We start from the raw sequence: 26,766 nt of genomic DNA on the forward strand, positions 1-26,766 counted from the left end.
ATCACATTTCAACAGGTTAGAATCGCTGGCACGCAGACTGCATGGTCAGTTTGCGCCCGCCTTTCAGCTTTCTGGAGTACTGCCTTTGAATGCGACGACCATCAACAGCCTGTTCTTGATCGGCGCGTTGCTGGTAGGTGCGAGCATTCTGGTGAGCTCACTTTCGTCCCGTCTCGGCATCCCGATTCTGGTGATCATCCTGGCCGTCGGCATGGCGGCCGGTGTCGATGGCGCCGGCATTCTTTTTGATAACTACCCCACGGCTTATCTGGTGGGCAACCTCGCGTTGGCGGTGATCCTGCTCGACGGCGGCCTGCGCACCCGGGTGTCGAGTTTCCGCGTGGCGTTATGGCCGGCGCTGTCGCTGGCGACGGTCGGGGTGTTGATTACCACCGGGCTGACCGGCATGGCGGCCGCGTGGCTGTTCGACTTGAACCTGATTCAAGGCCTGCTGATCGGCGCCATCGTCGGTTCTACCGACGCCGCCGCGGTGTTCTCGCTGCTGGGCGGCAAGGGCCTGAACGAACGGGTAACCGCCAGTCTCGAGATCGAATCCGGCAGCAACGACCCGATGGCAGTGTTTCTCACCGTCACCCTGATCGACATGCTCGCCAGCGGCCAGACCGGCCTGCACTGGAGCCTGCTGACCCACTTGCTGCGCGAGTTCGGCATCGGCGGAGTCATCGGCCTGGGCGGTGGCTGGCTCATGCTGCAACTGGTCAATCGCATCAACCTGGCCACCGGCCTGTATCCGATCCTGGTGATTGCCGGCGGCCTGGTGGTGTTTGCGCTGACCAACGCCCTGCACGGCAGTGGCTTCCTGGCGGTGTACATCTGCGGCCTGGTGATCGGCAACCGTCCGGTGCGCAGCCGCCACGGCATCCTGCACATGCTCGACGGCATGGCCTGGCTGGCGCAGATCGGCATGTTCCTGGTGCTGGGGTTGCTGGTGACGCCCCACGACCTGCTGCCTATCGCCTTGCCGGCACTGGCCCTGGCGCTTTGGATGATTCTGTTTGCCCGGCCACTGTCGGTGATAGTTGGCCTGCTGCCGTTCAAGGCATTCCATGGTCGCGAGAAGGCATTCATTTCCTGGGTCGGCTTGCGCGGCGCGGTCCCGATCATTCTCGCGGTGTTCCCGCTGATGGCCGGCCTGCCCAACGCTCAGCTCTACTTCAACCTCGCGTTCTTTATCGTGCTGGTGTCGCTGCTGGTTCAGGGCACGAGCCTGCCGTGGGTCGCCAAGCTGCTGAAGGTGACGGTGCCCCCGGAGCCTGCACCCATCTCCCGCTCGGCCCTGGAAGTGCACGTCACCAGCGAGTGGGAACTGTTCGTCTATCGCCTGGGCGCGGAAAAATGGTGCATCGGTTCGCCCCTTCGCGAGCTGAACATGCCCGAAGGCACCCGTATCGCCGCCCTGTTTCGTGGCCAGCAATTGCTCCATCCGTCGGGTAGTACAGTGCTGGAAGTCGATGATTTGTTGTGTGTTATCGGCCATGAACACAACCTGCCGGCCCTCGGAAAACTCTTCAGCCAGGCGCCACAACGGGGCCTCGATCTGCGCTTCTTCGGCGACTTCGTACTTGAAGGAGACGCCCAGCTGGCTGCGGTTGCGGCCCTTTATGGCCTGAAGGTCGAAGGCATCGATCCGGACATGTCCCTGGGCCACTTCATTGCCCAGAAGGTTGGCGGCGCGCCGGTGGTGGGTGACCAGGTGGAATGGAACAACACCATTTGGACCGTGGCCGTCATGGACGGGAACAAGATCGGTAAAGTGGGCGTCAGATTCCCCGAAGGAAGTCGCCCGGGTCCCGGACTCTTCCTCTAAACTGCTTCCACTATCACTTGCTTGACCGGTCTTTATGCCTAATCTGCGCTCCATTTTCGCCGTCGCCCTCCTGGGCTTGAGTCTCTCTGTCAGCACCCTTGGTTTATCGCAAGCGGCGCAAGCGGCCGAACCGCCTTCCAGCGAAGCCGTGCAAGCGAGCCTGGACAAGATCGCCGACCGCAAACTGCCGGAAGCCGATCTGAAGGCCCTGCAATCGGTCCTGCAAGGCACGCTGAGCCAGCTCAACAACAAGCGTGACTACGAGCAGAAGCTGGTCGCGCTCAAGCAGCAATTGAGCAATGCGCCCAAACAGACCATCGAGAACCAGCGTGAACTGACCCGCCTCAAGGCCAGTGCCGTGGTGCCGGTGGCGCAGCGTTTCGCCAAGGAACCGATCCAGCAGCTTGAACAATTGCTCACCGAGCGCTCCACCCAGCAAAGCGACCTGCAAAAGGCCCTGGCCGATGCCAACAGCCTGATCATCACCGCCCAGACCCGCCCCGAACGCGCCCAGGCGGAGATATCCAGCAGCCAGACGCGCATTCAGCAGATCAACACCATCCTCAAGAACGGCAAGGACGCTGGCAAGACCCTGAGCGCCGAGCAGCGCGACCAGCTCAATGCCGAGTTGGCGGCGCTGAACGCCCTGATCCCGCTGCGGCGACAGGAACTGGCCGGCAATACCCAATTGCAAGACCTCGGCAACAGCCAGCATGACCTGTTGTCGGAGCGATCCGACCGCCTGGATAAGGAAATCCAGGAACTGCAAACCCTGATCAACCAGAAGCGTCTGGCGCTGTCCCAGGAAACGGTCACCCAGCAATCCATCGAAGCGCAGAAGGCCGGCGGCAGCAGCCTTTTGGCCACCGAAAGCGCGGCCAACCTGAAGCTCTCGGACTACCTGCTCAAAAGCACCGACCGCCTCAACGAAGTCACCCAGCAGAACCTGCAGACCAAGCAGCAGCTGGACAGCCTGACCCAGAGCGATGCGGCCCTGGACGAGCAAATCAACGTGCTCAAAGGCAGCCTGCTGCTCTCGAAGATTCTCTACAAACAGAAACAGGCGCTGCCGCGCCTGCGGCTCGACCGCAACCTGGCCGATCAGATCGCCGACATTCGCCTGTATCAGTTCGAAGTCAGCCAGCAACGGGAATTGCTGAGCAATCCGACCACCTACGTCGAAAACCTGCTGTCGACCCAACCCCCCGAGCAAGTCACGGCGCAGCTGCGCAAAAGCCTGATGGAACTGGCCACCACCCGCGCCGACCTGCTGGAGCGACTGAACCGCGAACTGAGCGCGGTGCTCAATGAATCCATCACCCTGCAACTGAACCAGAAGCAATTGCTCAGCACCGCGCAAAGCCTGCGGGCGACCCTCGATGAACAGATGTTCTGGATTCCCAGCAACAAGCCGCTGGACCTGGAGTGGATTCACAGTGTGCCGGATCGCCTCCAGCGGCAAGTCGATACACTGCCGGTACTTTCAAGCCTGAGCGAACTGACCGACGGCCTAACCCAGCGTCCGCTGCTGTTCCTGCCACTGGCCTTGCTGATTGGCGCACTGCTGTGGCGGCGCAAGAGTCTATACGCGCGATTGAACAAGGTTCACCAGGACATCGGTCACTTCAAACGCGATAGCCAGTGGCATACGCCGCAGGCAATTCTGATCAACATTCTCCTGGCGATGCCGGTTTCACTGGGCCTCGCATTGTGCGGGCTGGCCCTGCAAATCGACGCCCGTGGGCAGAACGCCAATATGGGCGCGGCGCTGCTGCAAATGGCCGGGGCCTGGCTGGTGTTCTACACCGCCTACCGGATCCTCGCGCCGGGTGGCGTGGCAGAACTGCATTTCCGCTGGGAAAAGCCCCAGGTGGAATTCCTGCGCAGATGGATCCGCCGCCTCGGCATCGTGGTCATGGCACTGGTGACCGTAGTCGCCGTTGCCGAACTGCAACCGGCGGCACTGGCCGATGACGTGCTCGGCATGCCGGTGGTGCTGATCTGCTACGCCTTGATGACCTTGCTGCTCAGCCGCCTGCTCATCAGCAGCCCGACCCACGAAAACGCTTCGCTGTTCCGCAAACTGGTGGGGATCCTGTTCACCGCCCTGCCCGTCGCGTTGTTCGTGGCAGTGTGCTTCGGCTACTACTACACCGCGCTGAAGCTCAGCGACCGCTTGATCAACACCCTGTACCTGCTGATGTTCTGGCTGGTGATCGAAGCCACCTTCGTGCGCGGCCTCAGTGTGGCGGCCCGGCGCCTGGCCTACCAGCGCGCCCTGGCCAAGCGGCTGGCCGCCAAAGAGGCCGGCGATGGTGAAGCCGTGATCGAAGAACCGACGATGGACATCGAGAAGGTCAACGAACAGTCCCTGCGCCTGATCCGCCTGGCGCTGCTCGGCGGCTTCATGGCGGCACTGTATTGGGTCTGGGCCGACCTGATCACGGTGTTCTCGTATCTGGACAACGTCACCCTCTACGAATACACCAGCGGTACCGGCGCCAACATGAGCATGGTGCCGATCAGCATCGGCGACATGCTCGGCGCACTGATCATCATCGGCATCACCTTCGCCCTGGCGCGCAACCTGCCGGGCTTGCTCGAAGTGTTCGTGCTGTCGAAGCTCAACCTTGCCCAGGGCAGCGCCTACGCGACCACCACGTTGCTTTCCTACGTGATCGCCGGCGTCGGTTTTGTCTCGACGCTGTCGACCCTCGGCGTGAGCTGGGACAAGTTGCAATGGCTGGTGGCGGCGCTGTCGGTCGGCCTCGGTTTCGGCATGCAGGAGATCTTCGCCAACTTCATTTCCGGCATCATGATCCTGTTCGAACGTCCAGTGCGGATCGGTGACACCATCACCATCGGCAACCTGTCGGGCACCGTGAGCAAGATCCGCATCCGCGCCACGACCATCACCGACTTCGATCGCAAGGACATCATCGTCCCGAACAAGACGTTCATTACCGGGCAACTGATCAACTGGTCGCTGACCGACACCATCACCCGGGTGACCCTCAAGCTCGGCGTCGACTACGGCTCGGACCTGGACCTGGTGAAAGAGCTGTTGCTCAAGGCCGCACGCGAAAACCCGCGCGTGCTGAAAGACCCGGAGCCCCACGTGTACTTCCTGAATTTCGGCGAAAGCACCCTCGACCACGAGTTGCGCATGCACGTGCGCGACCTCGGCGACCGCAACCCGGTGCTCGACGAGGTCAACCGCTTCATCAACCGCGAGTTCAAGAAGCAGCACATCAACATCTCGTTCCGGCAGATGGAGGTCTACCTCAAGAACCTGCACGGCCAGGAATACAAGATGGTGCCGATCGAGCCGGAAGCGAAAACCATCGTGCCGATCGTCGACGGCAGGCCCGCGCAAGAACCGCCCGCCGCCAAACTCGACTAACCGGCCTTTCCCCAGCAGAATGCTCGGACATTCTGCTGGAGCCGGCCCTTGAAAGCCCTCGACGAACTCACCTTCGATAACCGCTTCGACCGCCTGGGCGATGCGTTTTCCGCCCATGTGCTGCCCGAGCCCATCGATAATCCGCGCCTGGTCGTGGCCAGCCCCGCCGCCATGGCGCTGCTGGACCTCGACCCGAGCGTGGCCGAAACCCCGGAGTTCGCCGAACTGTTCAGCGGCCACAAGCTCTGGGCCGACGCAATCCCAAGGGCGATGGTCTATTCCGGGCATCAGTTCGGTTCCTACAACCCGCAATTGGGCGACGGTCGCGGCCTGTTGCTCGGCGAGGTGTACAACGAGGCCGGCGAACACTGGGACCTGCACCTCAAGGGCGCCGGCCAGACGCCATTTTCACGCATGGGTGATGGCCGGGCGGTACTGCGCTCGTCGATCCGCGAATTCCTCGCCTCCGAAGCCCTGAACGCACTGAATATCCCGACCACCCGCGCCTTGTGCGTAATCGGCTCCGACACCCCGGTGTGGCGCGAAAAGCAGGAACGCGCAGCCATGATCCTGCGCCTGGCGCCGAGCCATGTGCGCTTCGGCCACTTCGAATATTTCTACTACACCAAGCGCCCCGAGCAACAGAAAGAGCTGGGTGATCACGTGCTGGCCATGCACTTCCCGCAGTGCCTGGAACAACCGGAGCCGTACCTGGCGATGTTCCGCGAAGTGGTGGAGCGCAACGCCGAACTGATCGCCAAATGGCAGGCCTATGGTTTCTGCCACGGGGTGATGAACACCGACAACATGTCGATCCTGGGCATCACCTTCGATTTCGGCCCATTCGCGTTCCTCGATGACTTCGACGCCAACTTCATCTGCAATCACTCAGACGACCAGGGCCGTTATTCCTTCAGCAACCAGGTGCCGATTGGCCAGTGGAACCTCAGCGCCCTGGCCCAGGCCCTGACACCGTTCATCAGCGTCGAGGCCCTGCGCGAAACCCTCGGCCTGTACCTGCCACTGTTCCAGGCCCATTACCTGGACCTGATGCGCCGCCGCCTCGGCCTGACCACCGCCGAGGATGACGACCAGAAACTGCTGGAGAACCTGCTACAACTGATGCAAAACAGCGGCGTCGACTACAGCCTGTTTTTCCGCCGTTTGGGTGATCAAACGCCGGAACAGGCCATCACCCGCTTGCGTGATGACTTCGTCGACCTCAAGGGCTTTGACGCCTGGGGCGAGCTCTACGTCGCCAGGGTTTCCCGTGAAGGCACGCTTGATCAAGAGCAGCGCCGCCAGCGGATGCACGCGGTCAACCCGTTGTACATCCTGCGCAACTACCTGGCGCAAAAGGCCATCGAGGCAGCGCAGAACGGCGACTACTCGGAAGTCCGTCGACTGCACACGGTGCTGAGCAATCCGTTCGAGGAACAACCGGGGATGGAAAGCTACGCCGAGCGGCCACCGGAATGGGGCAAGCATCTGGAGATCAGTTGTTCATCGTGAGGCACTGCACGATTGAAAATCTGGAGTCATGTCTCCAGATATGGATCATTCGCTTTCGATTGGACGATTTGTCATGACCGACCCACTCCTCATCCCCTGCCCTCACTGCAACAGCCTCAACCGCATCCCGGCCGAGCGCCTCAACGACCACCCAAAATGCGGGCGCTGCAAGGCCGAAGTCCTGTTGAGCAAACCGTTTGAATTGAAGCAAGGCGACTACGCCAGCCAGATCAAGGGCGATCTGCCGCTGCTGGTGGATGTGTGGGCGGACTGGTGCGGGCCGTGCAAGTCGTTCGCACCGGTGTTCGAGCAGGCAGCCGGGCAACTGGCGGGCAAGTGTCGCCTGGCCAAGCTGGACAGCGAGGCGAACCAGCAGTTGTCGGCGCAGTTGGGGATTCGCTCGATTCCGAGCCTGATCCTGTTCAAGAACGGTCGGGAAGTCGCCCGGCAGAGCGGGGCGTTCCCGTTACCGCAACTGATGAGCTGGTTGCGTAGCCAAGGCATCTGAAACAACACGGAACCATGTGGGAGCGAGCTTGCTCGCGAAGGCGGGCTGACATTCAAAAGAGGTGTCGCCTGATACACCGCTTTCGCGAGCAAGCCCGCTCCCACAGGGGTTCTGTGTTATCCGCCAGAATCAGGCGTTTTCCAGCAGGTTGTGCAGCTCGACAAACTGCTGGGTCAGCTTGTGCCGCGGGTCGAGATGGATCAGCGGCGTATTGGCCTGGTGGGATTCACGCATGCGTACTGAGCTGGCCAGGTACACCGGCAGCACCGGCAGGCCTTCGGCGATCAGCTCATCGAGAATTTGCTGGGGCAGGCTGGCGCGGGCCTGGAACTGGTTGACGACGATGCCTTCGACTTCCAGACCTTCGTTATGGTCGTCCTTCAACTCTTCGATTTCCGCCATCAGGCCGTACAGTGCCTGGCGTGAAAAACTGTCGCAATCGAAGGGAATCAGCACACGATCGGCGGCAATCAACGCTGAAACCGCATAGAAATTCAGTGCTGGCGGGGTATCGAGGTAAATCCGGTCGTAGTCTTCGCTCAGCTCTTCAAGCAACTTACGCAGCTTGTTGATCTTGTGCTTGGCTTCAAGCTTTGGCTGCAAGTCCGCCAGCTCGGCGGTGGCGGTAATGACATGGAGGTTATCGAACGGGGTTTCGTAGATGTCGACCTGATTCTTTTTGGAGAACGGCCCGGAAGACAGCGTCTGCTTGAAGAAATCGGCGATGCCCATCGGGATATCGCTACCGGTGAGCCCCGTCAGGTACTGAGTGGAGTTGGCCTGGGCATCGAGGTCCACCAACAAGGTGCGAAAACCCTCGCTGGCACTGACCGCCGCCAGATTGCAGGCAATGCTGGATTTGCCAACGCCACCTTTCTGATTGAACACCACGCGCCGCATGTCAAAACCTCCGTGTATCAAAGAATGACCGAGTGTAGTGGTCCACGGTATGGCTACGCTACCTCACCAGTGCAAGGACTACACAGTCAGTTGCCTTCTCTTGCATGAAAAGCCCTGAGCACCCCGGCGGTTCGACGCCAGAACCGACAGACGGGGTAATAATTCTGTGAATAGTTGCCAATCATTCAATTTTTGCGAACCTGCCGCTTCATCTTCTGAGCAAAATGTAACCAGCATTTGCTACACGTTCCCGGCACCGGGATAATGCGCGCCACTCGGCGCCAAACGCCACGCAGGGTAAGTCTCGGCCCTCGGCCACTCCCCCGCGTCAAGTAAGCCCGTGAGGGTGGGATGAATGTCTGTGATCAACTTCAACATCGCCCAATGGCGCGCCTGGGCCCCGGGGCTTGATAGCGTGTCCGATTGGCAGGCCTGGTGCCGACAACCGGTCGTGCTGCCGGACAGCGATGCCGCTCCCGACGTTTCCTTTCTGCCGGCCATGCAGCGTCGACGGCTCAGCCGTCTGGCGCGCATGGCATTCAGTGTCGGCTGGCCTTTGGCCGAAGGTCGGCAGGATCTACCATTGGTCTTTGTTTCCCGTCACGGCGAAACGCCCCGCACCGTCGATATTCTCAGTGATCTGGCCGCCGACCAGCCGCTGTCGCCGACCCGGTTCAGCTTGTCGGTGCATAACGCGATCATTGGCTTGTGGTCGATCATGCGGGGTGAAACCAGCGAAATGACCGCCCTGGCCGCCGCAGGCGATGGCCTGGAACACGGCATGCTTGAAGCTGCCGCGCTGCTGGCTGAAGGCGCTCGCGCGGTACTGCTGGTGGTCACCGAAGAGAAGCCACCCGAGGCTTACTCGACCTGGATCGACGACGTGCCGTTCCCTTATGCCGTCGGCTTGCTGATCACACCCGGTACCGACTGGCAGTTGTCCCTGAACAGCCCCTCGGATGCGTTGTCCAAACCCCGCTGGCCTCACGCGCTGAATCTGCTGTGTGCGCTGCTCGGCCAGCAAACCACCTGCCAACATGCCTGGAAAAATCGTGTATGGACCTGGCAACGCAACCCATGACCGAGAAAAACCGCGACGCCTATTACTGGCGTTTGCTGGCCACCGCCGCGAGCTTCGCCCTGTTCGGGTTGGGCGGGCTGTGCCTGCGTCTGGTGATTTTCCCTGTACTGAACTGGCTGCCGGGCGACGCCCGGACCCATCGGCTGCGGGCCCGGCAAACGGTCAGCCGCTGTTTCTGGATTTTTGTGCGTTTCATGGCCCGTACCGGGGTACTGACCTATAACATTGAGGGTGCGGAGAAACTCGGTCGCCCCGGGCAAATGATCATTGCCAATCACCCATCGCTGATCGACGTGGTGTTTCTGATCGGTCTGGTGCGCCACGCCAACTGCGTGGTCAAGCAAAGCCTCTGGGAAAACCCTTTCACCCGCGGGCCGCTGCGCTGCACCGAATACATCAGCAACGACGGCAGCATGGACATGCTCGACGCGGCTGCCGACGCGCTGAAAGACGGTCAGACCCTGATCATTTTCCCGGAAGGTACGCGCACTCAGCCCGGCCAGCCGCCGGCCTTTCATCGGGGCGGCGCGGCAATCGCCCTGCGTGGTGCGAAAATCCTCACCCCGGTCATTATCAAGGTCAGCCCGACCACATTGACCAAGGCCGAACCCTGGTATCGCATCCCCAAGCGGCGCGTGCACTTCAGTTTCCGGGTCGGGGCCGATATAGACCCAAAGACCTTCGCCACGCAGGGGCCGGCTCCGCAGGCCTCGCGCAAGCTCAACGATTATTTGCATTCTTACTTCATCAAGGAGCTCGCCGAAGATGAGCGATCTGAACACCCCTAGCCTGGTGCTGGAAATCAAAGAACTGATCATCGACGCCCTGGGCCTCGAAGACATCAGCGCCCAAGACATCGGCAACGAGCAGACGCTGTTCGGCGAAGGCCTGGGCCTGGACTCGGTGGACGCCCTGGAGCTGGGCCTGGCCATCCAGAAAAAGTACGGCATCAAAATCGACGCCGATGCCAAGGACACACGCAACCACTTCAGTAACGTGGCGAGCCTTGCGGCGTTCGTCACCGCAAAACAGGCAGCTTGAGACCGGACCATGCAAACTCGTGACGACATTTTCAACACCCTGCGCGATGCCTTGGTCGAGCTTTTCGAACTGGACCCTGAGCGTGTGAGCCTGGAATCCAACCTGTATCAGGACCTGGAAATCGACAGCATCGACGCGGTCGACCTGATCGATCACATCAAACGTCAGACCGGCAAGAAAATCGCCGCCGAAGAATTCAAATCGGTGCGTACCGTCAGTGACGTGGTCGAGGCGGTCTACCGTCTGGTTCAACCCGCCGCATGAATCGACTGATTGGCCTCGGCCTGCTGCTGGCAGGCCTTTTGTATCCCTTTGCGGTGTATTTCGGCATGGAGCATTTCGCCCCGTGGCAGTTCGGGCTGCTGCTGGGCGGGCTGTGGCTGGCCCGGGCGCTGACCGGCAAACGACGGCCTGGCAGCCTGTGGATGGCCACGGTGGCCATTGTGTTCTGCCTGTTGCTGGCACTGTTCGACAGCCCGGCGCTGTTGCGCTGGTATCCGGTGTTGATCAGCAGCTTCATGCTGGTGCTGTTCGGATCGAGCCTGACATTCGGCCCACCGATCGTTGAACGCCTGGCCCGGGTACGCGAGCCGCAATTGCCGGCCGAGGGCATTCGCTATACCCGTCAGGTGACCATCGCCTGGAGCGTTTTTTTTCTTTGCAACGGTTTGTGTGCCGCCGCCCTGACCCTCTGGGCGCCGCTGAGCTGGTGGACGTTGTACACCGGTCTGATTTCCTACGGATTGATAGGCCTGATGTTTGCCATTGAATGGCTCATACGAATAAGGGTACGAGGCCACCCATGAATTGGATAAAACTTGAGCACCTGCTGCTCAAGGCTCAGCCGGAGCGCGCCGTAACGACCGGTCCGGCGCTGGATCACGCCCGACTGTGCGAACAGGCACTACGCCTGGCTGCCGGCCTGCAAGCCCGGGGCGTACGGCAAATGGCCGTACACCTTGAGGATGCGGCCGACCTGGCGATCGCGTTGCTTGGCGCCTGGCGTGCCGGGGTCAGCGTGCTGCTGCCATCTGACTTGCAACCGCAAACCCGCCAACGCTGGTCAGGCGACGTTGACCTGTGGCTGAGTGATCAACCCGACGATGCACACCTGAGCGACTTTCGTCATCCGCCACTGAGTGCGGCGGCGCTGGACCTCGATCACTGCCAACTCAGCCTGTGCACATCCGGCTCCAGCGGCGAACCCAAGCGCATCGAAAAAAACCTGCGCCAACTGGCCAATGAAGTCGAAGCCCTGGAACAGCTGTGGGGCGCCGACCTAGGCCCGGCGTGCATCATTGGCAGCGTCGCCACCCAGCACATCTACGGCCTGCTGTTTCGGGTGCTTTGGCCACTGTGCGCCGGGCGCCCGTTCCTGCGTCGGCAGTTGGCCTTTCCGGAAGACCTGCAACGCGCCAGCCGCGAATACCCGGCCTTCACCTGGGCGGCCAGCCCGGCGCTGCTCAAGCGCATGGGCGACAACCTCGACTGGCCGGCCTTGAGCGCCGTACGCCGGGTGTTTTCCTCCGGCGGCGCATTGCCGGTCGAGGCCGCACAGAGCCTGCATGAGCGTCTGGGGCAATGGCCAACGGAAATCTTCGGCAGCTCGGAAACCGGCGGCATCGCCTGGCGTCAGGGCGCGGAACTGTGGCGCCCCTTTGCCGATGTCACGCTGACACAAGACAGTGAAGGTGCGCTGCTGATCGCTTCGCCCTACTTACCCGTCGGTCAAATCGAACACACGGCCGATTCAGCGCGCATCGCCATCGATGGTCGCTTCGAATTGCTCGGGCGACTGGACCGGATCGTCAAACTGGAAGAAAAACGCATCTCGCTGCCGATGCTGGAACAGGCGCTGACGACCCATGAATGGGTCATCGAAGCTCGGCTCGGCGTCGTTCAGGAAAACCGCGCCTCCCTGGGGGCGCTGTTGGTGCTGAGCGAGGCCGGTTTGCATGTGCTGCGCAATCACGGTCGACGCAGCCTCACCGAGCAATTGCGCCAGCACCTGAGCCAACACTGCGAAGCCCTGGCCCTGCCAAGACGCTGGCGCCTGCTGCGACAACTGCCACTGAACGCTCAGGGCAAACTGCCCCAGGCCGACGTCGACGCCCTGCTGTTGGCGCCGCGCCCCAAAGCGCCCGAGGTGCTGGAGCAAGTCGAAAGCAATGGCGAGTGGAGCCTGCAACTGGCCGTGCCACCGGACCTGGCCTATTTCAGCGGTCATTTCCCCAAGGCGCCTGTGTTGCCTGGCGTGGTGCAGGTGGACTGGGCGCTGAGCCTGGGCCGGCAACTGATGAACCTGCCGAAAAAATTCGCCGGCATGGAAGTCTTGAAGTTCCAGCAACTGGTGCGCCCGGGCGACGAAATCCAGCTGCACCTGCGCTACGACCCGGCGCGCGGCAAATTGTATTTCGCCTATCGCAACGAAACCGCCACGTGTTCCAGCGGGCGGATCTTGCTGGAGGCGGAGCATGCATAGCCCCTGCGCCGTCGTCCCCGTGTACAACCACGAAAGCGCCATCACCACGGTGGTCGATGCCCTGATCGCCAGCAACCTGCCGTGCATTCTGGTGGACGATGCCAGCAGCCCGCGCTGCGCCCGGGTGCTGGATCGCCTGGCCCAGCGTGAAATGGTTTACCTGATCCGGCTGGCCGAAAACCAGGGCAAGGGTGGCGCGGTCATGACCGGTTTGCGCGAAGCTTCGCGCCTGGGTTTCAGCCATGCCTTGCAGGTGGATGCCGATGGCCAGCACGATTTGCAGGACGTCAGACGCTTCATCGAACAATCACGCCGCTACCCACGAGCGTTGATTTGCGGCTATCCGCAATATGACGCCAGCGTGCCGAAAGGCCGTTTGTATGCGCGCTACCTGACTCACGTCATGGTCTGGATCAACACCCTGTCATTGCAGATTCGCGACTCCATGTGCGGTTTCCGGGTTTACCCATTGCCGCCGGTCCTGGCGGTGATCGAGTCAGCGAAAATCGGCAAGCGCATGGACTTCGACTCGGACATCCTGGTGCGCCTGACCTGGCGCAATCAGCCGATGCAATGGCTGCAAACCAAAGTCCATTACCCGCTGGACGGCGTTTCGCATTTTCGGATGATCCACGACAACGTCCTGATTTCCAGCATGCACACGCGGCTGTTCTTCGGCATGTTGCTGCGCGCGCCAGTGATCCTCTGGCGACGGTGGCGGGCATGAGTTCAGACAAGCAGCATTGGGCCGACCGCGAAGAACGGGGCAGTTTCTGGCTGATGAAGCTCACCGCGTTCGGTGCCAAAGTGCTGGGCCGTCGAGTACTGAGCCCAGTGTTGTACGGCATCGTGTTGTACTTTTTCCTGTTCGGCCGCAGCGCCCGACACAGCGCCTGGCAATACCAGCAACGCCTGGCCGACTGGAGCGGTCGCAGCGAACTGCGCCCGAGCCACTGGCGGGTGTTCGGCCAGTTCATGGCTTTCGCCGATTCGATGCTCGACAAACTCGACGTATGGAACGGCAAGCTGAGCATCGAACAAATCGAGATCATCGACCCGGCGCTGCTACGCGACCAGTTGCGCGGCGCCCGCGGGCAGATGCTGGTGGGCGCGCACCTGGGCAATCTGGAAGTCTGCCGCGCACTGGCGGAGCTCGGCGAGAAAGTCACGATGAACGTTCTGGTGCACACCAAGCACGCCGAACAGTTCAACCGTTTGCTGGGCGAAGCCGGGGCGACCAATTTGCGCCTGATCCAGGTCAGCGAACTGGACCCCGGGATCATGCTGCAACTGAGCGAGCGCCTGGAGCGCGGCGAGTGGCTGGCGATTGCCGGCGACCGCGTGCCATTGCATGGCGGACGCTGCGCGACCGTGGACTTCCTCGGTCATCCGGCCAGGTTCCCCCAGGGCCCGTGGCTGCTGGCCGGCCTGCTGAAATGCCCGGTCAACCTGCTGCTGTGTTTGAAAAAGCCCGACGGCGACTATCGACTGACCATTGAACCCTTCGCTGACGCAATCACCTGGAAGCGCAGCGACCGTGAACAGGTCATTCATCAGTGGGCCTCCCGCTACGCCGAACGCTTGGGTCACTATTGCCTCGAAGCGCCCCAACAATGGTTCAACTTTTACCCTTTCTGGAAGACCGATGACGACGCCAACGCTTGAGCCGGTAACCTTCGGCGAACGCCCTTTGCGCATTGAAGATGTGCTGGCACTGGCCAACCGCAAGGTGCCGACGCAGTTGCAAAGCGACCCTGCCTACCGCGAGCGCATCGCCAAGGGCGCGCGTTTTCTGGACTCTCTGCTGGACAAGGAAGGCGTGATCTACGGCGTAACCACCGGCTATGGCGATTCCTGCGTGGTCGCGGTGCCGCTGCATCACGTCGAGGCGCTGCCCCGTCACCTGTACACCTTCCACGGCTGCGGTCTGGGCAAACTGCTCGACGCCCAGGCCACCCGCGCGGTACTGGCGGCGCGTTTGCAGTCGTTGTGCCACGGTGTTTCCGGGGTGCGCGTGGAGCTGCTGGAGCGCCTGCAGGCGTTTCTTGAACACGACATCCTGCCGCTGATTCCGGAGGAAGGTTCGGTGGGCGCCAGTGGTGACCTGACGCCGCTTTCGTACGTTGCCGCCACGCTGTCCGGCGAACGCGAAGTGATGTTCCGCGGCGAGCGCCGGCAGGCTGCCGATGTGCACCGCGAACTCGGCTGGCAGCCACTGGTGTTGCGTCCAAAAGAAGCCCTAGCGCTGATGAACGGCACCGCGGTGATGACCGGTCTGGCCTGCCTGGCGTACGCCCGCGCCGATTACCTGCTGCATCTGGCCACGCGCATCACCGCGCTGAACGTGGTCGCCCTGCAAGGCAACCCGGAGCACTTCGACGAGCGCCTGTTCGCGACCAAGCCACACCCGGGGCAGATGCAGGTCGCCGCGTGGTTGCGCAAAGACCTGGCCATCGACGCGCCGACCGCGCCACTGCATCGCCTGCAAGACCGTTATTCCCTGCGCTGCGCGCCCCATGTGCTGGGCGTACTGGCCGACAGCCTGAACTGGCTGCGTTCGTTCATCGAGATCGAGCTCAACAGCGCCAACGACAACCCGATCATCGACGCCGAGGCCGAGCGCGTGCTGCACGGTGGGCACTTCTACGGCGGGCACATCGCGTTCGCCATGGACAGCCTGAAAAACCTCGTGGCCAACGTCGCCGACCTGCTGGATCGGCAACTCGCGCTGCTGGTGGACGAGCGCTACAACCATGGCTTGCCGAGCAACCTGTCGGGCGCCACGGCCGACCGCGCCATGCTCAACCACGGCTTCAAGGCGGTGCAAATCGGCACCAGCGCCTGGACCGCCGAAGCGCTGAAGAACACCATGCCGGCCAGCGTCTTCTCGCGCTCCACCGAATGCCACAACCAGGACAAAGTGAGCATGGGCACCATCGCCGCCCGGGATGCGATCCGCGTGCTGGAACTCACCGAACAGGTGGCGGCCGCTACACTGCTGGCGGCCAATCAGGGCGTCTGGCTGCGCGGCCAGGCCGAAGATGCACGCCCCCTGCCACCCGCGTTGGCCACCATGCATGAAGCCTTGTCCAACGACTTCCCACCGGTCATCGAAGACCGCGCACTGGAAGGCGAATTGCGCCTGTGCCTGCAACGCATCGCCGAACAACACTGGAGGCTGCATGCGTAGCAAGGGATTTCTCTACACCGACACGGAAATCGTCGTACCGTTCTTTGACGTCGACAGCATGCACGTGGTCTGGCACGGCCATTACGTCAAATACCTGGAAGTCGCCCGCTGTGCGCTGCTGGACAAGATCGGCCACAACTACACGGCGATGAACGAATCCGGCTATGCGTGGCCGGTGATCGACCTGCAATTGCGCTACGTGCGCGGGGCGGTGTTCGGCCAGAAACTCAACGTGCGCGCCAACCTGGTGGAGTGGGAGAACCGCTTGAAGATCAACTACCTGATCAGCGACCTGCAAACCGGTGAGCGTCTGACCCGGGCCATGTCGGTGCAGGTCGCCGTCGACATTGCCAGCCGCGAGATGCAACTGGCCTCGCCGAAGGTCTTTACCGATGCTGTTGAGAAGGCCCTGCCATGATGTTCTGCCATCCCCGTTCCCCTGTAGGAGCGAGCCTGCTCGCGATGGTCGTTAACGATAACGCTGGGTATCTGACACCCCGTGGCGCTCTCAGGTTTTTCGCGAGCAAGCTCGCTCCTACAGTGTTCTGCGTGCTATTGGGTATTCCTGGACTGGCCCATGCCTTCGATCTGCAACAGCTCAGCGATCAACTGGCCAGACCCGAGGTGATCCACGGCAATTTCATCCAGGAAAAACACCTGCGCGCCCTGCCCCAGCCGCTGACCAGCAAGGGCACGTTCGTGCTGGCAAAAAACCACGGCCTGTTATGGCTGTTGAAAACGCCCTTGCAACAGGACTATCGCATCACCGCCAAAGGCATTGCCCGACGTGACGGCAGTGTTTGGCAAATGCTGCCGGGCAAAAGCGCCGGTGCCGAGCAGAACCGTTTGTTCCTCGCCGTGCTGCAAGGCGATAGCAGTGGCCTGCAACGGGATTTCGAGCTGTCCCTGAGCGGCGACGCGCAGAACTGGAAGCTCACGCTGCTGCCACGCTCGATGCTGCTCAAGCAGGTGTTCAACCGGATCAACATTACCGGCGCGGAACTGGTACACAGCATCGAACTGCTCGAGACCCAGGGCGACAGCACGTTGTTGCGCATGCAGGACAGCACCAGCACCCAACCGTTGAGCGACGCGGAGCAGCATGACTTTGCCGAGTGAACGGTGGTTGCCACGGCTGTTTCTGATCCTGCTGCTGGCAGTACTGGCGCTCGCCGGTTGGCAATGGCGTGACGGCGCGCCGCTGTCGGCCAACCTGATGGATCTGGTGCCCGGCACAGCGCCCGATGCCCTGGAACTGCGCGCCGAACAACGCATGCAAGAACCGCTGAACCGCGAAATGCTGGTGCTGGTCGGCCACAGCGATCGCCAGCAGGCCGTCGCCATGGCGCAGACACTCGGCGAGCAATGGCAGGCCAGCGGCTTGTTCGAAAAGGTCCAGTGGACCCTGCAAGCCGACTTGCCGGCGCTGCGCACGCAGTTGCTGCAAGGTCGCCTGGCGATGCTCCAGGCGGCGGACCGACAACTTCTGATCGAGCACCCCGACACTTTTATCCAGCAGCGGGTGCAGGCGTTGTTCGACCCGTTCAACGGTTACAGCCTGGTACCGAGCCAGGACGACTGGCTGGGCCTGACCGGGCGCATCCAGAACAGCCAGCCGCAACGTGGTTCGGTGCAACTGGACATCGGCAGCGGCGCCCTGGTCGCCGATGCCGATGGCAAGAGCTGGGTGCTGCTGCGCGCGCGCACCACCGGCAACGCCTTCGACATGAACCTGCCGCTGCAAGTGGCCGACCTGCTCAAGCACAGTCGCGAAGAAGCCGCCCGGCACGACGTGCAACTGCTCGCCGCCAGCGGCCTGTTGTACGCTGCCAGCGGGCAGCAGCAGGCTGCCCGGGAGATGACCTGGGTCGGCGGCGGTGCCACCGTGGGGATTTTGTTGCTGCTGCTGTTGGCCTTCCGGCGCTGGCGCGTTTTGCTGGCCTTCGTGCCGGTGCTGGTGGGCATGCTCTTCGGTGCGGTGGCCTGCGTTGCGTTGTTCGGCCATATGCACGTGATGACGCTGGTGCTGGGTTCGAGCCTGATTGGTGTCGCGGTCGACTACCCCCTGCATTACCTGTCCAAGAGCTGGAGCCTCAAACCCTGGCGCAGCTGGCCAGCCCTGCGCCTGACCCTGCCGGGCTTGACCCTGAGCCTGATCACCAGCGGCATCGGTTACCTGGCCCTGGCCTGGACACCCTTCCCGGCGCTGACCCAGATTGCCGCGTTCTCTGCCGCAGGGTTGCTCGGCGCCTATTTGTCCGCCGTGTGCCTGCTGCCGGCATTGCTCAAGGGCGTAGACCTGCGCCCGGCGCACTGGCCATTGCGCGTTTGCGAGTTTTTGCTGGGATGTCGTGAAGCGCTGCTCAAACAGCTGAAAACGCCAGTCTTGCTGGCGCTGCTGGTCGCCTTTTGCGTGGGCGGCCTGTTGCAGCTGAGCAGCAAAAACGACATCCGCCAGTGGATCAGCGCACCGCAACAATTGACCGACGAAGCCCAGGCCATTGCCCGAATCACCGGCTATCAACCCACCAGCCAGTTCTTCCTGATACGCGCCGCCAATCAGCAGCAACTGCTCGAACGCCAGACCGCTCTGAGAGAACGACTGGATCAATTGACAGGCCTGGAAAAGCTCCAGGGTTATCTGTCGCTCAATCAACTGGTCAGCCCGCCGAACGAACAGCAACAGGTGCGCGCAGCGTTGAGCAAACTGTCTTCGTTCTGGCAACCCTTGCTCGAAGTCGGCGTACCGGTCGAGGCGCTGCAAGCCGAGCTGACGAAGCTTCAGGCATTGCCGACCGTGGACATCGAAGCAGCGCTCAGCGGCCCGTTGGCAGAACCCTACCGGGCCCTGTGGCTGGGGCCGACCGAAGACGGCGTGGCGGCAATGGTCAGCCTGCAAGGCATCAACAACACGGCCCTGCTGCGGCTCCAGGGCGAGGATCTGCCCGGCGTGACATTGGTGGATCGACTGGGTGAGTTGAACAACGTCTTCGCGGCCACCCAAATCAGTGCCGCGGAACTGAAACTCGCCTCCTGTGTGTTGATCGTGCTGGTGCTGATCCTGCCATTCGGCCTCGGCGGTGCGTTGCGCATCGTGTCCCTGCCCCTGTTGGCGGCGTTGTGCAGCCTGGCCAGCCTCGGCTGGCTGGGGCAGCCGTTGACCCTGTTCAGCCTGTTCGGCCTGCTGCTGGTGACGGCGATCAGCGTCGATTACGCGATCCTGATGCGCGAACAGGTCGGCGGCGCAGCCGTGAGCCTGCTGGGCACCCTGCTGGCGGCGTTGACCACCTGGCTGTCGTTCGGCCTGCTGGCGGTATCGAGCACCCCGGCGGTGAGCAACTTCGGACTGTCGGTGAGCCTGGGCCTGATCTTCAGCTTCCTGCTCGCACCGTGGGCCGGTCGCCAGGTGCATGAGCCCACGGCCGTGGAGCGGGCAACATGATGGTCGTTCTGTTCTGGGCGATGGCACTGGTGTTGTTCGCCTTGGCGACCCGTGTCGGCCGGCATTTCGGCCTGATTCCCATCGTCAGCCAGTTGTTGCTGGCGACCCTTGGCTTGCCGCTGTTGATGTATTTCTGGATCGAGCCCCAATGGCAATTGAGCGGTGCGCAGCTGGTGTCGCCGGGCTGGCTGAAGAACCTCTACAGCCTGAGCTTTGCCCTGTTGCTGGGCTACATCCTCAGCGATGTGATCGACCTGCAACTGGATCGCCAAAGCCTGAAAATCGCCCTGCCTAGCTTTTGCATTCCGTTTGCCTGCGGTCTGGCCACGGCCATCTGGCTGTTGCCGCCGCAACCGTGGATCAGCTCGCTGGCCGTCGGCCTGTTGTTCGCCATCACCGCGATTCCGGTGTTGTACCTGTACCTGCGGCACATCGATTACCCGCCCGCCGCCACCCGGCGACTGGTGCAAACCGCGATCCTCATCGACCTAGCCTGCTGGACCCTGTTCGGTATCGCCCAGGGCAGCCTGCACCTGAGCAGCCTGTTGCTGCCCCTGGCCGGCGCGTGCCTCCCGGTGCTGCTGCGGCTGCTGGGCCTGCGCCAGACGTGGCTTTACAGCCTGAGCTTTTTCGCCCTGCTGGTCGTCGCCGAACACTTCAAGCTCAATGCGCTGATTTTCGGCATCGGCTATGTGTTGATCATGGCCGCGCTGAAAGCCCCACTGGTCCTGCCGTTGCCGGCCATGTGGATGAGCCGCTTGCAGACATACATCGCCATCCCGCTGATCCTCACGTTCGGCATCGTGCAGATCAACGTGCACAGCGCGATGGACAGCCTCGGCTGGATGCAACTGGTCGCCCTGCTGCTGTTGCCGATGCTGAGCAAACTGCTGGGCAACTGGCTCGGCCTCGGCTGGGCCGGGGCCTCGTTCCAGGGTGCCAGCCGCTGGCGGGAAAGTGTGCTGCTGAACATCCGTGGCTTGAGCGAGATCGTTTTTCTCAACCTGCTGCTGCAACAGCAACTCATCAGCCCGCCGCTGTACTTTGCCCTGATGCTGATGGGCCTGATCGCTACACTGCTGCCAGCCCTGACCGGCATGCACCGTATCCCCCTGAAAGCCGCTGTCCCCGCAAGGAGCCCCCATGCCAACCGTTGAGATGGAATGCCGCCAGGTCGTGATCATCGGCGCCGGACCTTCCGGCGCCATCGCCGCCGCGTTGCTCAAGCGCAAGGGACACGATGTGCTGGTGATCGAGCGGCAGCATTTTCCACGGTTTTCCATCGGCGAAAGCCTATTGGCCCATTGCCTGGATTTCGTCGAAGAAGCGGGCATGCTCGACGCCGTCAACGCCGCCGGCTTCCAGCTGAAAACCGGTGCCGCGTTTGCCTGGGGCGAGCGCTACAGCGCCTTCGATTTCGGCGAGACGTTCAGCCACGGCAAATCGACGACCTTTCAGGTCCAGCGCGCCGATTTCGATAAGCTGCTGGCCGATCAGGCCGCGCTGCAAGGCGTGGAGATCCGCTATGGCGAAACCATCGTCAGTGTCGACGTTGCCCCGGGCAAACCGCAGCTCGGCGTGCGCCGCGAAGACGGTAGCGAGTACCGCGTGGAGGCAGATTTCCTGCTCGATGCGAGCGGTTACGGCCGCGTGCTGCCGCGCTTGCTCGACCTCGAGGCGCCGTCGAACTTCCCGGTGCGCCGGGCCGTGTTCACTCACGTCGAAGACCGTATCGACCTCCCGGCCTTCGACCGCAGCAAGATCCTGGTGACCACTCATCCGACCCAGCGCGATGTGTGGTTCTGGACCATCCCGTTCAGCAACGGGCGCTGCTCGGTTGGCGTGGTCGCCGCAGAGGAGCGTTTCGCAGGCCGCAGCGACAATCTGGACGAGTGCCTGCGTGGCTTTATCGCCGAGACGCCAAGCTTGGCCCGCGTGTTGCAAAATGCGCAGTGGGACACCGAGGCGCGAACCATCGGCGGTTACTCGGCCAACGTCAAAACCCTGCACGGCCCGGGCTTCGCGCTGCTGGGCAATGCCGCGGAATTCCTCGACCCGGTGTTTTCCTCCGGCGTGACCATCGCCATGCGTTCGGCGAGCATGGCCGCTGGGGTATTGCACCGTCAGCTGCAAGGCGAAGCCGTCGACTGGCAAACCGAGTTCGCCGAACCGCTCAAGCGCGGCGTCGACACGTTCCGCTGCTATGTCGAAGGCTGGTACGCGGGGACATTCCAGGACGTGATTTTCCATGAGAGCAGTTCACCGGAAATCCGCGGAATGATCAGCTCCATTCTTGCCGGATATGCCTGGGACCGACGCAATCCGTTCGTCAGCGAAGCCAGGCGCCGGTTGAAGGCGATTTCGGAGTTCTGTGCAAGGGATGCGTCATGAACTACTTGAGCGACAACTACGTCGAAGAAACCCGTTTCGGTTTGTGGTTCCTGCGCAGCCAGATCTGGCAACACTATGTGCTGCGGTTGGCGATCAACGACTTGCACAACCTGTTCAGCGAAGCGCTGCCTGTCAGCCCGGTGCTGCTGGATGCCGGTTGCGGCCAGGGCAAGTCATTCCCGCTGCTGCGCCAGGCCTTTGCACCCGGTCGTCTGATTGGCGTCGATGCTGATCCACAAAGCCTGATCCAGAGCCGCGAAGAAGCGGCCCGCCAAGGCATGGAAGTGGAGTTGATCGGCGGCGACTGCGCCAGCCTGAACCTGCCGGACGCCAGTATCGACCTGCTGTTCTGTCACCAGACCTTCCATCACCTGGTGGAACAGGAACAGTCACTGGCCGAGTTCTACCGCGTACTCAAACCCGGCGGTTATCTGCTGTTCGCCGAATCCACCGAGGCTTACATTGATACCTGGGTGATCCGTTGGTTGTTTCGCCACCCCATGCACGTGCAAAAAAGCGCTGCGCAGTACCTGCAAATGATTCGCCGGCAAGGTTTCGAATTTACCGCGCAAAACGTGTCTTATCCGTATCTGTGGTGGAGTCGCGCCAAGGATTTCGGCCTGCTCGAATACTTGGGTGTGTGCAAGCCAAAACCCTTTGGCCAACGGGAAGAAACCCTGGTCAATGTGGTGGCGCGCAAACCTTTTGAAGGAACTGTGTGATGTTCATTGCCAACCGCTTGAAACACCAAACCTGTGGGAGCGAGCTCGCTCGCGATAGCGGTGGGTCAGTCAATATCAATGTTGAATGTATCGCCGCCATCGCGAGCAAGCTCGCTCCCACAGGGGTAACCGGTGTTATGCGATTTCTGTTGCTTGCCGTAGCCCTGCTTTTGAGCGCCTGCGCCGGCCGGGCGCCGCTGCCCGAGCAAAACCCGGATCTGCCGTTGCCGCTGCAATTGCACATCCAGCGCGGGCTGGCCGAAGAACGCCAGGACTGGGTGCTGGTGATCCAGCGTGAAGAGACGGGTATTCGCTGGTCGATGATGGACCTGTTGGGCATTCCCCAGGCCCGCCAGAAATTGATCGATAAAACCTGGGAGTCCGATGGTTTCCTGCCGCCCAATCCGCAAGCCCGGGAACTGTTCGCGGCGCTGCTGTTTGCGCTGACGCCGCAAGAAGAACTGGCGGCCAACTATCCCGGCGCCTGGCAGTACGGCAGACAACGGTCCCTGCCCGAGCGCTGGGACATTCGCTACGCACAACCGCAGAATTTTGAATTGAAGCTACCGCATGGTCCGAGCTATCAAGTCACGCCCCTGAGCGGTGAAACGCCATGACGGCTTACCTCAATGCCCTCGGACTGGTCTGCGCGCTGGGCCGTGACAGGCAGGAAGTCGCCCGCAACCTGTTTGCCGGCGACTGCGGCGGCATGCGCGAACAAACCGGGTGGGTGCCGCAACGCACGCTGCCGGTCGGTGCGGTCCTGGGCAAACTGACAAGCATTCCGGCCGACATGTCGCGCCATCACAGTCGCAACAATCAGTTGTTGCTGGAGGCCACGCTGCAAATCCGCGCGGACATCGACAGCGCGATCCAGACCTACGGCCGCGACCGCATCGGTGTCGTGCTGGGCACCAGCACCTCGGGTATCGACGAGGCCAGCCAGGGCCTGGCGCATTACCTGCGTGAAAAGCAGTTCCCTGCCGAGTACGACTATCAGCAACAGGAACTCGGGGCGCCGGCGAACTTCCTCGCCGAGTGGCTGCAATTGAGCGGGCCGACCTATGTCATTTCCACGGCCTGCACCTCCAGCGCCCGGGCCTTGATGAGCGCCCAGCGCCTGTTGGACCTGGGCATGTGCGACGCGGTGCTGTGTGGCGGTGTCGACACCTTGTGCAAGCTGACACTCAACGGTTTCTCGGCGCTCGAAGCGGTCTCGGAACAACGCTGCAATCCGTTTTCGGTGAACCGCAATGGCATCAACATTGGCGAAGCGGCGGTGCTGTTCCTGATGACCAGACGTACAGCCGACAGCCAGGCGATTGCCTTGCTCGGCAGCGGCGCCAGTTCCGATGCGCATCACATCTCCGCCCCGGAACCGACTGGTCGTGGCGCCCTGCAAGCGATGCGCAAAGCCCTGGGCCGCGCCAACCTGCAACCGGAGCAGATCGCTTATCTGAACCTTCACGGCACCGCCACCCAGCACAACGACGCCATGGAAAGCCAGGCCGTGGCGACCCTGTTCCCGGCTGGCGTACCCTGTTCGTCGAGCAAACCCATGACCGGTCACACCCTCGGTGCCGCCGGGGCGCTGGAGGCGGCGTTCTGCTGGTTGAGCCTGAGCCCGGACAATCGCGAGTATGCCCTGCCGCCCCACGTCTGGGACGGACAGCCCGATCCCGAATTGCCGCCGCTGCAATGGGTGACCCCGACCACTCGCCTGACGTCCATTGCACCCCGCTACCTGATGAGCAATTCCTTTGCCTTCGGTGGCAACAACGTCAGCCTGATTATCGGAGACGCCCCATGATTGACTGGCCGATCGCCGAACTGCTGCCCCACGCGGGTGACATGATTCTTATCGATCAGATCCTGGCGTTCGATGAAGAGCAGATTCACACGCGCCTGACCGTCAAGCCCGATGGCCTGTTCAATCTCCCCGACGGCAGCCTGCCGGCTTGGGTCGGCATCGAACTGATGGCCCAGAGCGTGGCCGCCTTCGCCGGTTGCCATGCGCGCCAGCGCGGTGATGAGGTGGAATTGGGCTTCCTGCTCGGCAGCCGAAAATTCGAATGCAACGTCGAAAGTTTTCCGGCCGGCACCGAGCTGACCATCCACGGCATTCGCTCCCTGGAAGACGATAACGGCATGGGCGTGTTCGAATGCCACATCAACGCCCCCGGCATTCACGTTACCGCCCGTCTGAATGTGTTCCGCCCACCCCAGGCCGCTCAATATCTCCATGAACCCGAAGGAGTCCAGTGATGACTGAATCCGTACTGGTCACCGGTTCCAGCCGTGGCATCGGCCGCGCCATCGCCTTGCGCCTGGCCCAGGCCGGGCATGACATCGTGTTGCATTGCCGCAGCGGCCTGGCCGACGCCGAAGCTGTCAAGGCCGAAGTCGAGGCCTTGGGCCGTCGTGCGCGCATCCTGCAGTTCGACGTGGCCGACCGCGCCCGCTGCAAGGAAATTCTCGAAGCCGACGTGGAAACCCACGGCGCTTATTACGGCGTGGTGCTCAATGCCGGCCTGACCCGCGACGGTGCCTTTCCCGCCCTTAGCGAGGAGGATTGGGATGTGGTGATGCGCACCAACCTCGACGGTTTCTACAACGTGCTGCACCCGGTGATGATGCCGATGATCCGTCGTCGCGCCGCCGGGCGGATTGTCTGCATCACCTCGGTGTCGGGTTTGATCGGCAACCGTGGCCAGGTCAACTACAGCGCCTCCAAGGCCGGCTTGATCGGAGCGGCCAAGGCATTGGCGATCGAGTTGGGCAAGCGCAAAATCACCGTTAACTGTGTCGCACCCGGCCTGATCGACACAGCCATGCTCGACGAAAACGTGCCGGTGGAAGAACTGATGAAAATGATCCCCGCACAACGCATGGGCACCCCTGAAGAGGTGGCCGGCGCGGTGAATTTCCTGATGTCGGCGGAAGCCTCGTACATCACCCGGCAGGTTCTGGCCGTCAACGGAGGCCTGTGCTGATGAAGCGCGTCGTCGTCACCGGCATGGCCGGCATCACCTCACTGGGCAGCGACTGGGACACCATCGCCGGCAACTTCGCGGCCAACCGCAGCGGCATCCGCCGGATGGACGAGTGGGATCGTTTTACCGAACTCAACACGCGTCTGGCTGGCCCCATCGATGACTTCAAGGTGCCGAGCCACTGGACCCGCAAGCAACTGCGCAGCATGGGCCGGGTCTCGCGGCTTGCCGTGGGTGCGGCGGAGATGGCGCTGGCCGATGCCGGGCTGTTGGGCGACGAATCGATCAAGGACGGGCGCATGGGCGTCGCCTGCGGCTCCTCCACCGGCAGCACCGACGAGATCAAGGCGTTCGGCAACATGCTGCTCAACTCAGTGGCCGAAGGCCTGAACGCCAACTCCTACGTGCGGATGATGCCGCACACCACCGCGGCCAATATCAGCATCTTCTTCGGCCTCACCGGTCGCTTGATCCCGACGTCCAGCGCCTGCACCAGCGGCAGCCAGGGCATTGGCTATGCCTACGAGGCGATCAAGTTCGGGCGCCTGCCGCTGATGCTCGCCGGCGGTGCCGAGGAACTGTGCCCGACCGAAGCCATGGTCTTCGACGCGCTCTACGCCACCAGCCTGAAAAACGACACCCCGCAACGCAGCCCGCGCCCCTATGACACCGCACGCGACGGCCTGGTGATCGGCGAAGGCGGCGGCATGCTGGTGCTCGAGGAACTGGAACACGCCCTGGCCCGTGGCGCCCGCATCCATGCCGAGATTGTCGGTTTCGGCAGCAACGCCGACGGCCAGCACACCACCCGTCCCGAACAAATCACCATGCGCCGGGCCATGGAACTGGCCCTGGAGGACGCCGGGCTGAAACCTTCGGACATCGGCTACGTCAACGGCCACGGCACCGCCACCGAACAGGGCGACATCGCCGAAACCCTGGCCACCAGCAGCCTGTTCGGCGAACACATGCCGATCAGCTCGCAAAAGAGCTTCCTCGGCCACACCCTCGGCGCCTGCGGTGCGCTGGAGTCGTGGTTCAGCATTGAAATGATGAACCGCGACCTGTACGCCCACACCTTCAACCTCGACGAAGTCGACCCGCACTGCGGCAAGCTCGACTACCTGCGCGGCGAGTTTCGGCAGATGAGCAACCAGTACGTGATGAACAATAACTTTGCGTTTGGCGGGGTGAATACGTCGCTGATTTTCAAGCGCTGGCCGTAACCTGAAATATTTCCCCTGTAGGAGCGAGCCTGCTCGCGATGGTCGTC

General features: G+C 62.2%; 25 protein-coding genes. 24 read left to right on the top strand and 1 reads right to left on the bottom strand.

Annotated features, from left to right (window positions below; genetic code table 11):
• Positions 1 to 85 precede the first annotated feature (85 nt).
• The 4 genes from AC1Q6Y_RS10790 (at position 86) to trxC (ending at position 7,251) form a co-directional block, all read left to right on the top strand.
• Positions 86 to 1,828, top strand: coding sequence for a potassium/proton antiporter (locus AC1Q6Y_RS10790; protein ID WP_057712307.1), 1,743 nt, complete (start codon positions 86 to 88; stop codon positions 1,826 to 1,828).
• 34 nt (positions 1,829 to 1,862) lie between these two features.
• Complete coding sequence (mscK, locus tag AC1Q6Y_RS10795; protein WP_492624539.1) at positions 1,863 to 5,231, top strand: mechanosensitive channel MscK; 3,369 nt, start codon at positions 1,863 to 1,865, stop codon at positions 5,229 to 5,231.
• 48 nt (positions 5,232 to 5,279) lie between these two features.
• Positions 5,280 to 6,743 (top strand): protein adenylyltransferase SelO, encoded by a 1,464-nt coding sequence (gene selO / locus AC1Q6Y_RS10800; protein ID WP_492624540.1) that lies wholly within the window; start codon positions 5,280 to 5,282, stop codon positions 6,741 to 6,743.
• 73 nt (positions 6,744 to 6,816) lie between these two features.
• Positions 6,817 to 7,251 carry a thioredoxin TrxC gene (gene trxC / locus AC1Q6Y_RS10805; RefSeq protein WP_492624541.1) on the top strand — a complete coding sequence of 145 codons (435 nt, stop codon included), beginning with the start codon at positions 6,817 to 6,819 and terminating at the stop codon, positions 7,249 to 7,251.
• Between the two features lie 129 nt (positions 7,252 to 7,380).
• Here trxC and AC1Q6Y_RS10810 read toward each other — a convergent pair whose 3' ends face one another.
• Positions 7,381 to 8,151, bottom strand: a complete 771-nt coding sequence (locus tag AC1Q6Y_RS10810; protein ID WP_015093167.1) for a ParA family protein — start codon at positions 8,149 to 8,151, stop codon at positions 7,381 to 7,383.
• Between the two features lie 355 nt (positions 8,152 to 8,506).
• On the opposite strand from AC1Q6Y_RS10810, the gene AC1Q6Y_RS10815 reads away from it, so the two are divergent.
• From AC1Q6Y_RS10815 to AC1Q6Y_RS10910, 20 genes are read left to right on the top strand one after another with little or no spacing between them, the layout of a single operon-like run.
• Positions 8,507 to 9,232: a beta-ketoacyl synthase chain length factor gene (locus AC1Q6Y_RS10815; RefSeq protein ID WP_090452742.1), complete on the top strand. Its 726-nt coding sequence runs from the start codon at positions 8,507 to 8,509 to the stop codon at positions 9,230 to 9,232.
• Positions 9,208 to 10,020: a lysophospholipid acyltransferase family protein gene (locus AC1Q6Y_RS10820; protein WP_057712312.1), complete on the top strand. Its 813-nt coding sequence runs from the start codon at positions 9,208 to 9,210 to the stop codon at positions 10,018 to 10,020. Before AC1Q6Y_RS10815 ends, AC1Q6Y_RS10820 begins: the two co-directional genes overlap by 25 nt.
• Positions 9,998 to 10,273 carry a phosphopantetheine-binding protein gene (locus AC1Q6Y_RS10825; RefSeq protein ID WP_090452740.1) on the top strand — a complete coding sequence of 92 codons (276 nt, stop codon included), beginning with the start codon at positions 9,998 to 10,000 and terminating at the stop codon, positions 10,271 to 10,273. The genes AC1Q6Y_RS10820 and AC1Q6Y_RS10825 overlap by 23 nt, the downstream gene beginning before the upstream one ends.
• Positions 10,274 to 10,282: 9 nt before the next feature.
• Entirely contained in the window at positions 10,283 to 10,537 is a 255-nt protein-coding gene (locus AC1Q6Y_RS10830; RefSeq protein WP_007992314.1) for an acyl carrier protein, read from the top strand.
• The gene (locus AC1Q6Y_RS10835) at positions 10,534 to 11,079 is read left to right on the top strand and encodes a COG4648 family protein (protein WP_090452738.1); all 546 of its coding nucleotides are present in this window, start codon (positions 10,534 to 10,536) and stop codon (positions 11,077 to 11,079) included. The genes AC1Q6Y_RS10830 and AC1Q6Y_RS10835 overlap by 4 nt, the downstream gene beginning before the upstream one ends.
• On the top strand, positions 11,076 to 12,755 hold the full coding sequence (locus AC1Q6Y_RS10840; RefSeq protein WP_492624542.1) for an ApeI family dehydratase: 1,680 nt from the start codon (positions 11,076 to 11,078) through the stop codon (positions 12,753 to 12,755). The genes AC1Q6Y_RS10835 and AC1Q6Y_RS10840 overlap by 4 nt, the downstream gene beginning before the upstream one ends.
• The gene (locus AC1Q6Y_RS10845; RefSeq protein ID WP_492624543.1) at positions 12,748 to 13,482 is read left to right on the top strand and encodes a glycosyltransferase family 2 protein; all 735 of its coding nucleotides are present in this window, start codon (positions 12,748 to 12,750) and stop codon (positions 13,480 to 13,482) included. Before AC1Q6Y_RS10840 ends, AC1Q6Y_RS10845 begins: the two co-directional genes overlap by 8 nt.
• A complete protein-coding gene (locus tag AC1Q6Y_RS10850; protein WP_057712317.1) occupies positions 13,479 to 14,420 on the top strand; it encodes a lysophospholipid acyltransferase family protein in 942 nt (313 codons plus the stop codon). The genes AC1Q6Y_RS10845 and AC1Q6Y_RS10850 overlap by 4 nt, the downstream gene beginning before the upstream one ends.
• A complete protein-coding gene (locus AC1Q6Y_RS10855; RefSeq protein ID WP_492624544.1) occupies positions 14,401 to 15,945 on the top strand; it encodes an HAL/PAL/TAL family ammonia-lyase in 1,545 nt (514 codons plus the stop codon). Before AC1Q6Y_RS10850 ends, AC1Q6Y_RS10855 begins: the two co-directional genes overlap by 20 nt.
• Entirely contained in the window at positions 15,938 to 16,363 is a 426-nt protein-coding gene (locus AC1Q6Y_RS10860) for an acyl-CoA thioesterase (RefSeq protein ID WP_057712319.1), read from the top strand. Before AC1Q6Y_RS10855 ends, AC1Q6Y_RS10860 begins: the two co-directional genes overlap by 8 nt.
• Positions 16,360 to 17,064: an outer membrane lipoprotein carrier protein LolA gene (locus AC1Q6Y_RS10865; protein ID WP_492624545.1), complete on the top strand. Its 705-nt coding sequence runs from the start codon at positions 16,360 to 16,362 to the stop codon at positions 17,062 to 17,064. The genes AC1Q6Y_RS10860 and AC1Q6Y_RS10865 overlap by 4 nt, the downstream gene beginning before the upstream one ends.
• Positions 17,048 to 19,387, top strand: coding sequence for an MMPL family transporter (locus tag AC1Q6Y_RS10870; protein WP_057712321.1), 2,340 nt, complete (start codon positions 17,048 to 17,050; stop codon positions 19,385 to 19,387). Before AC1Q6Y_RS10865 ends, AC1Q6Y_RS10870 begins: the two co-directional genes overlap by 17 nt.
• On the top strand, positions 19,384 to 20,544 hold the full coding sequence (locus AC1Q6Y_RS10875) for a sodium:proton antiporter (RefSeq protein WP_429521851.1): 1,161 nt from the start codon (positions 19,384 to 19,386) through the stop codon (positions 20,542 to 20,544). Before AC1Q6Y_RS10870 ends, AC1Q6Y_RS10875 begins: the two co-directional genes overlap by 4 nt.
• A complete protein-coding gene (locus AC1Q6Y_RS10880; RefSeq protein WP_492624546.1) occupies positions 20,531 to 21,778 on the top strand; it encodes an NAD(P)/FAD-dependent oxidoreductase in 1,248 nt (415 codons plus the stop codon). The genes AC1Q6Y_RS10875 and AC1Q6Y_RS10880 overlap by 14 nt, the downstream gene beginning before the upstream one ends.
• Positions 21,775 to 22,500 (top strand): class I SAM-dependent methyltransferase, encoded by a 726-nt coding sequence (locus AC1Q6Y_RS10885; protein WP_150811940.1) that lies wholly within the window; start codon positions 21,775 to 21,777, stop codon positions 22,498 to 22,500. The genes AC1Q6Y_RS10880 and AC1Q6Y_RS10885 overlap by 4 nt, the downstream gene beginning before the upstream one ends.
• Positions 22,500 to 23,117, top strand: a complete 618-nt coding sequence (locus AC1Q6Y_RS10890) for a hypothetical protein (protein ID WP_407515032.1) — start codon at positions 22,500 to 22,502, stop codon at positions 23,115 to 23,117. Before AC1Q6Y_RS10885 ends, AC1Q6Y_RS10890 begins: the two co-directional genes overlap by 1 nt.
• Positions 23,114 to 24,310, top strand: a complete 1,197-nt coding sequence (locus AC1Q6Y_RS10895) for a beta-ketoacyl-[acyl-carrier-protein] synthase family protein (protein WP_492624547.1) — start codon at positions 23,114 to 23,116, stop codon at positions 24,308 to 24,310. The genes AC1Q6Y_RS10890 and AC1Q6Y_RS10895 overlap by 4 nt, the downstream gene beginning before the upstream one ends.
• On the top strand, positions 24,307 to 24,765 hold the full coding sequence (locus AC1Q6Y_RS10900; RefSeq protein ID WP_057712326.1) for a hotdog family protein: 459 nt from the start codon (positions 24,307 to 24,309) through the stop codon (positions 24,763 to 24,765). The genes AC1Q6Y_RS10895 and AC1Q6Y_RS10900 overlap by 4 nt, the downstream gene beginning before the upstream one ends.
• Entirely contained in the window at positions 24,765 to 25,493 is a 729-nt protein-coding gene (fabG, locus tag AC1Q6Y_RS10905) for a 3-oxoacyl-ACP reductase FabG (RefSeq protein WP_102671137.1), read from the top strand. The genes AC1Q6Y_RS10900 and fabG overlap by 1 nt, the downstream gene beginning before the upstream one ends.
• Positions 25,493 to 26,719 carry a beta-ketoacyl-ACP synthase gene (locus tag AC1Q6Y_RS10910; RefSeq protein WP_150811943.1) on the top strand — a complete coding sequence of 409 codons (1,227 nt, stop codon included), beginning with the start codon at positions 25,493 to 25,495 and terminating at the stop codon, positions 26,717 to 26,719. Before fabG ends, AC1Q6Y_RS10910 begins: the two co-directional genes overlap by 1 nt.
• Positions 26,720 to 26,766: the final 47 nt, after the last annotated feature.

It is taken from the genome of Pseudomonas sp. GW823-FHT06E10, from assembly GCF_058794995.1.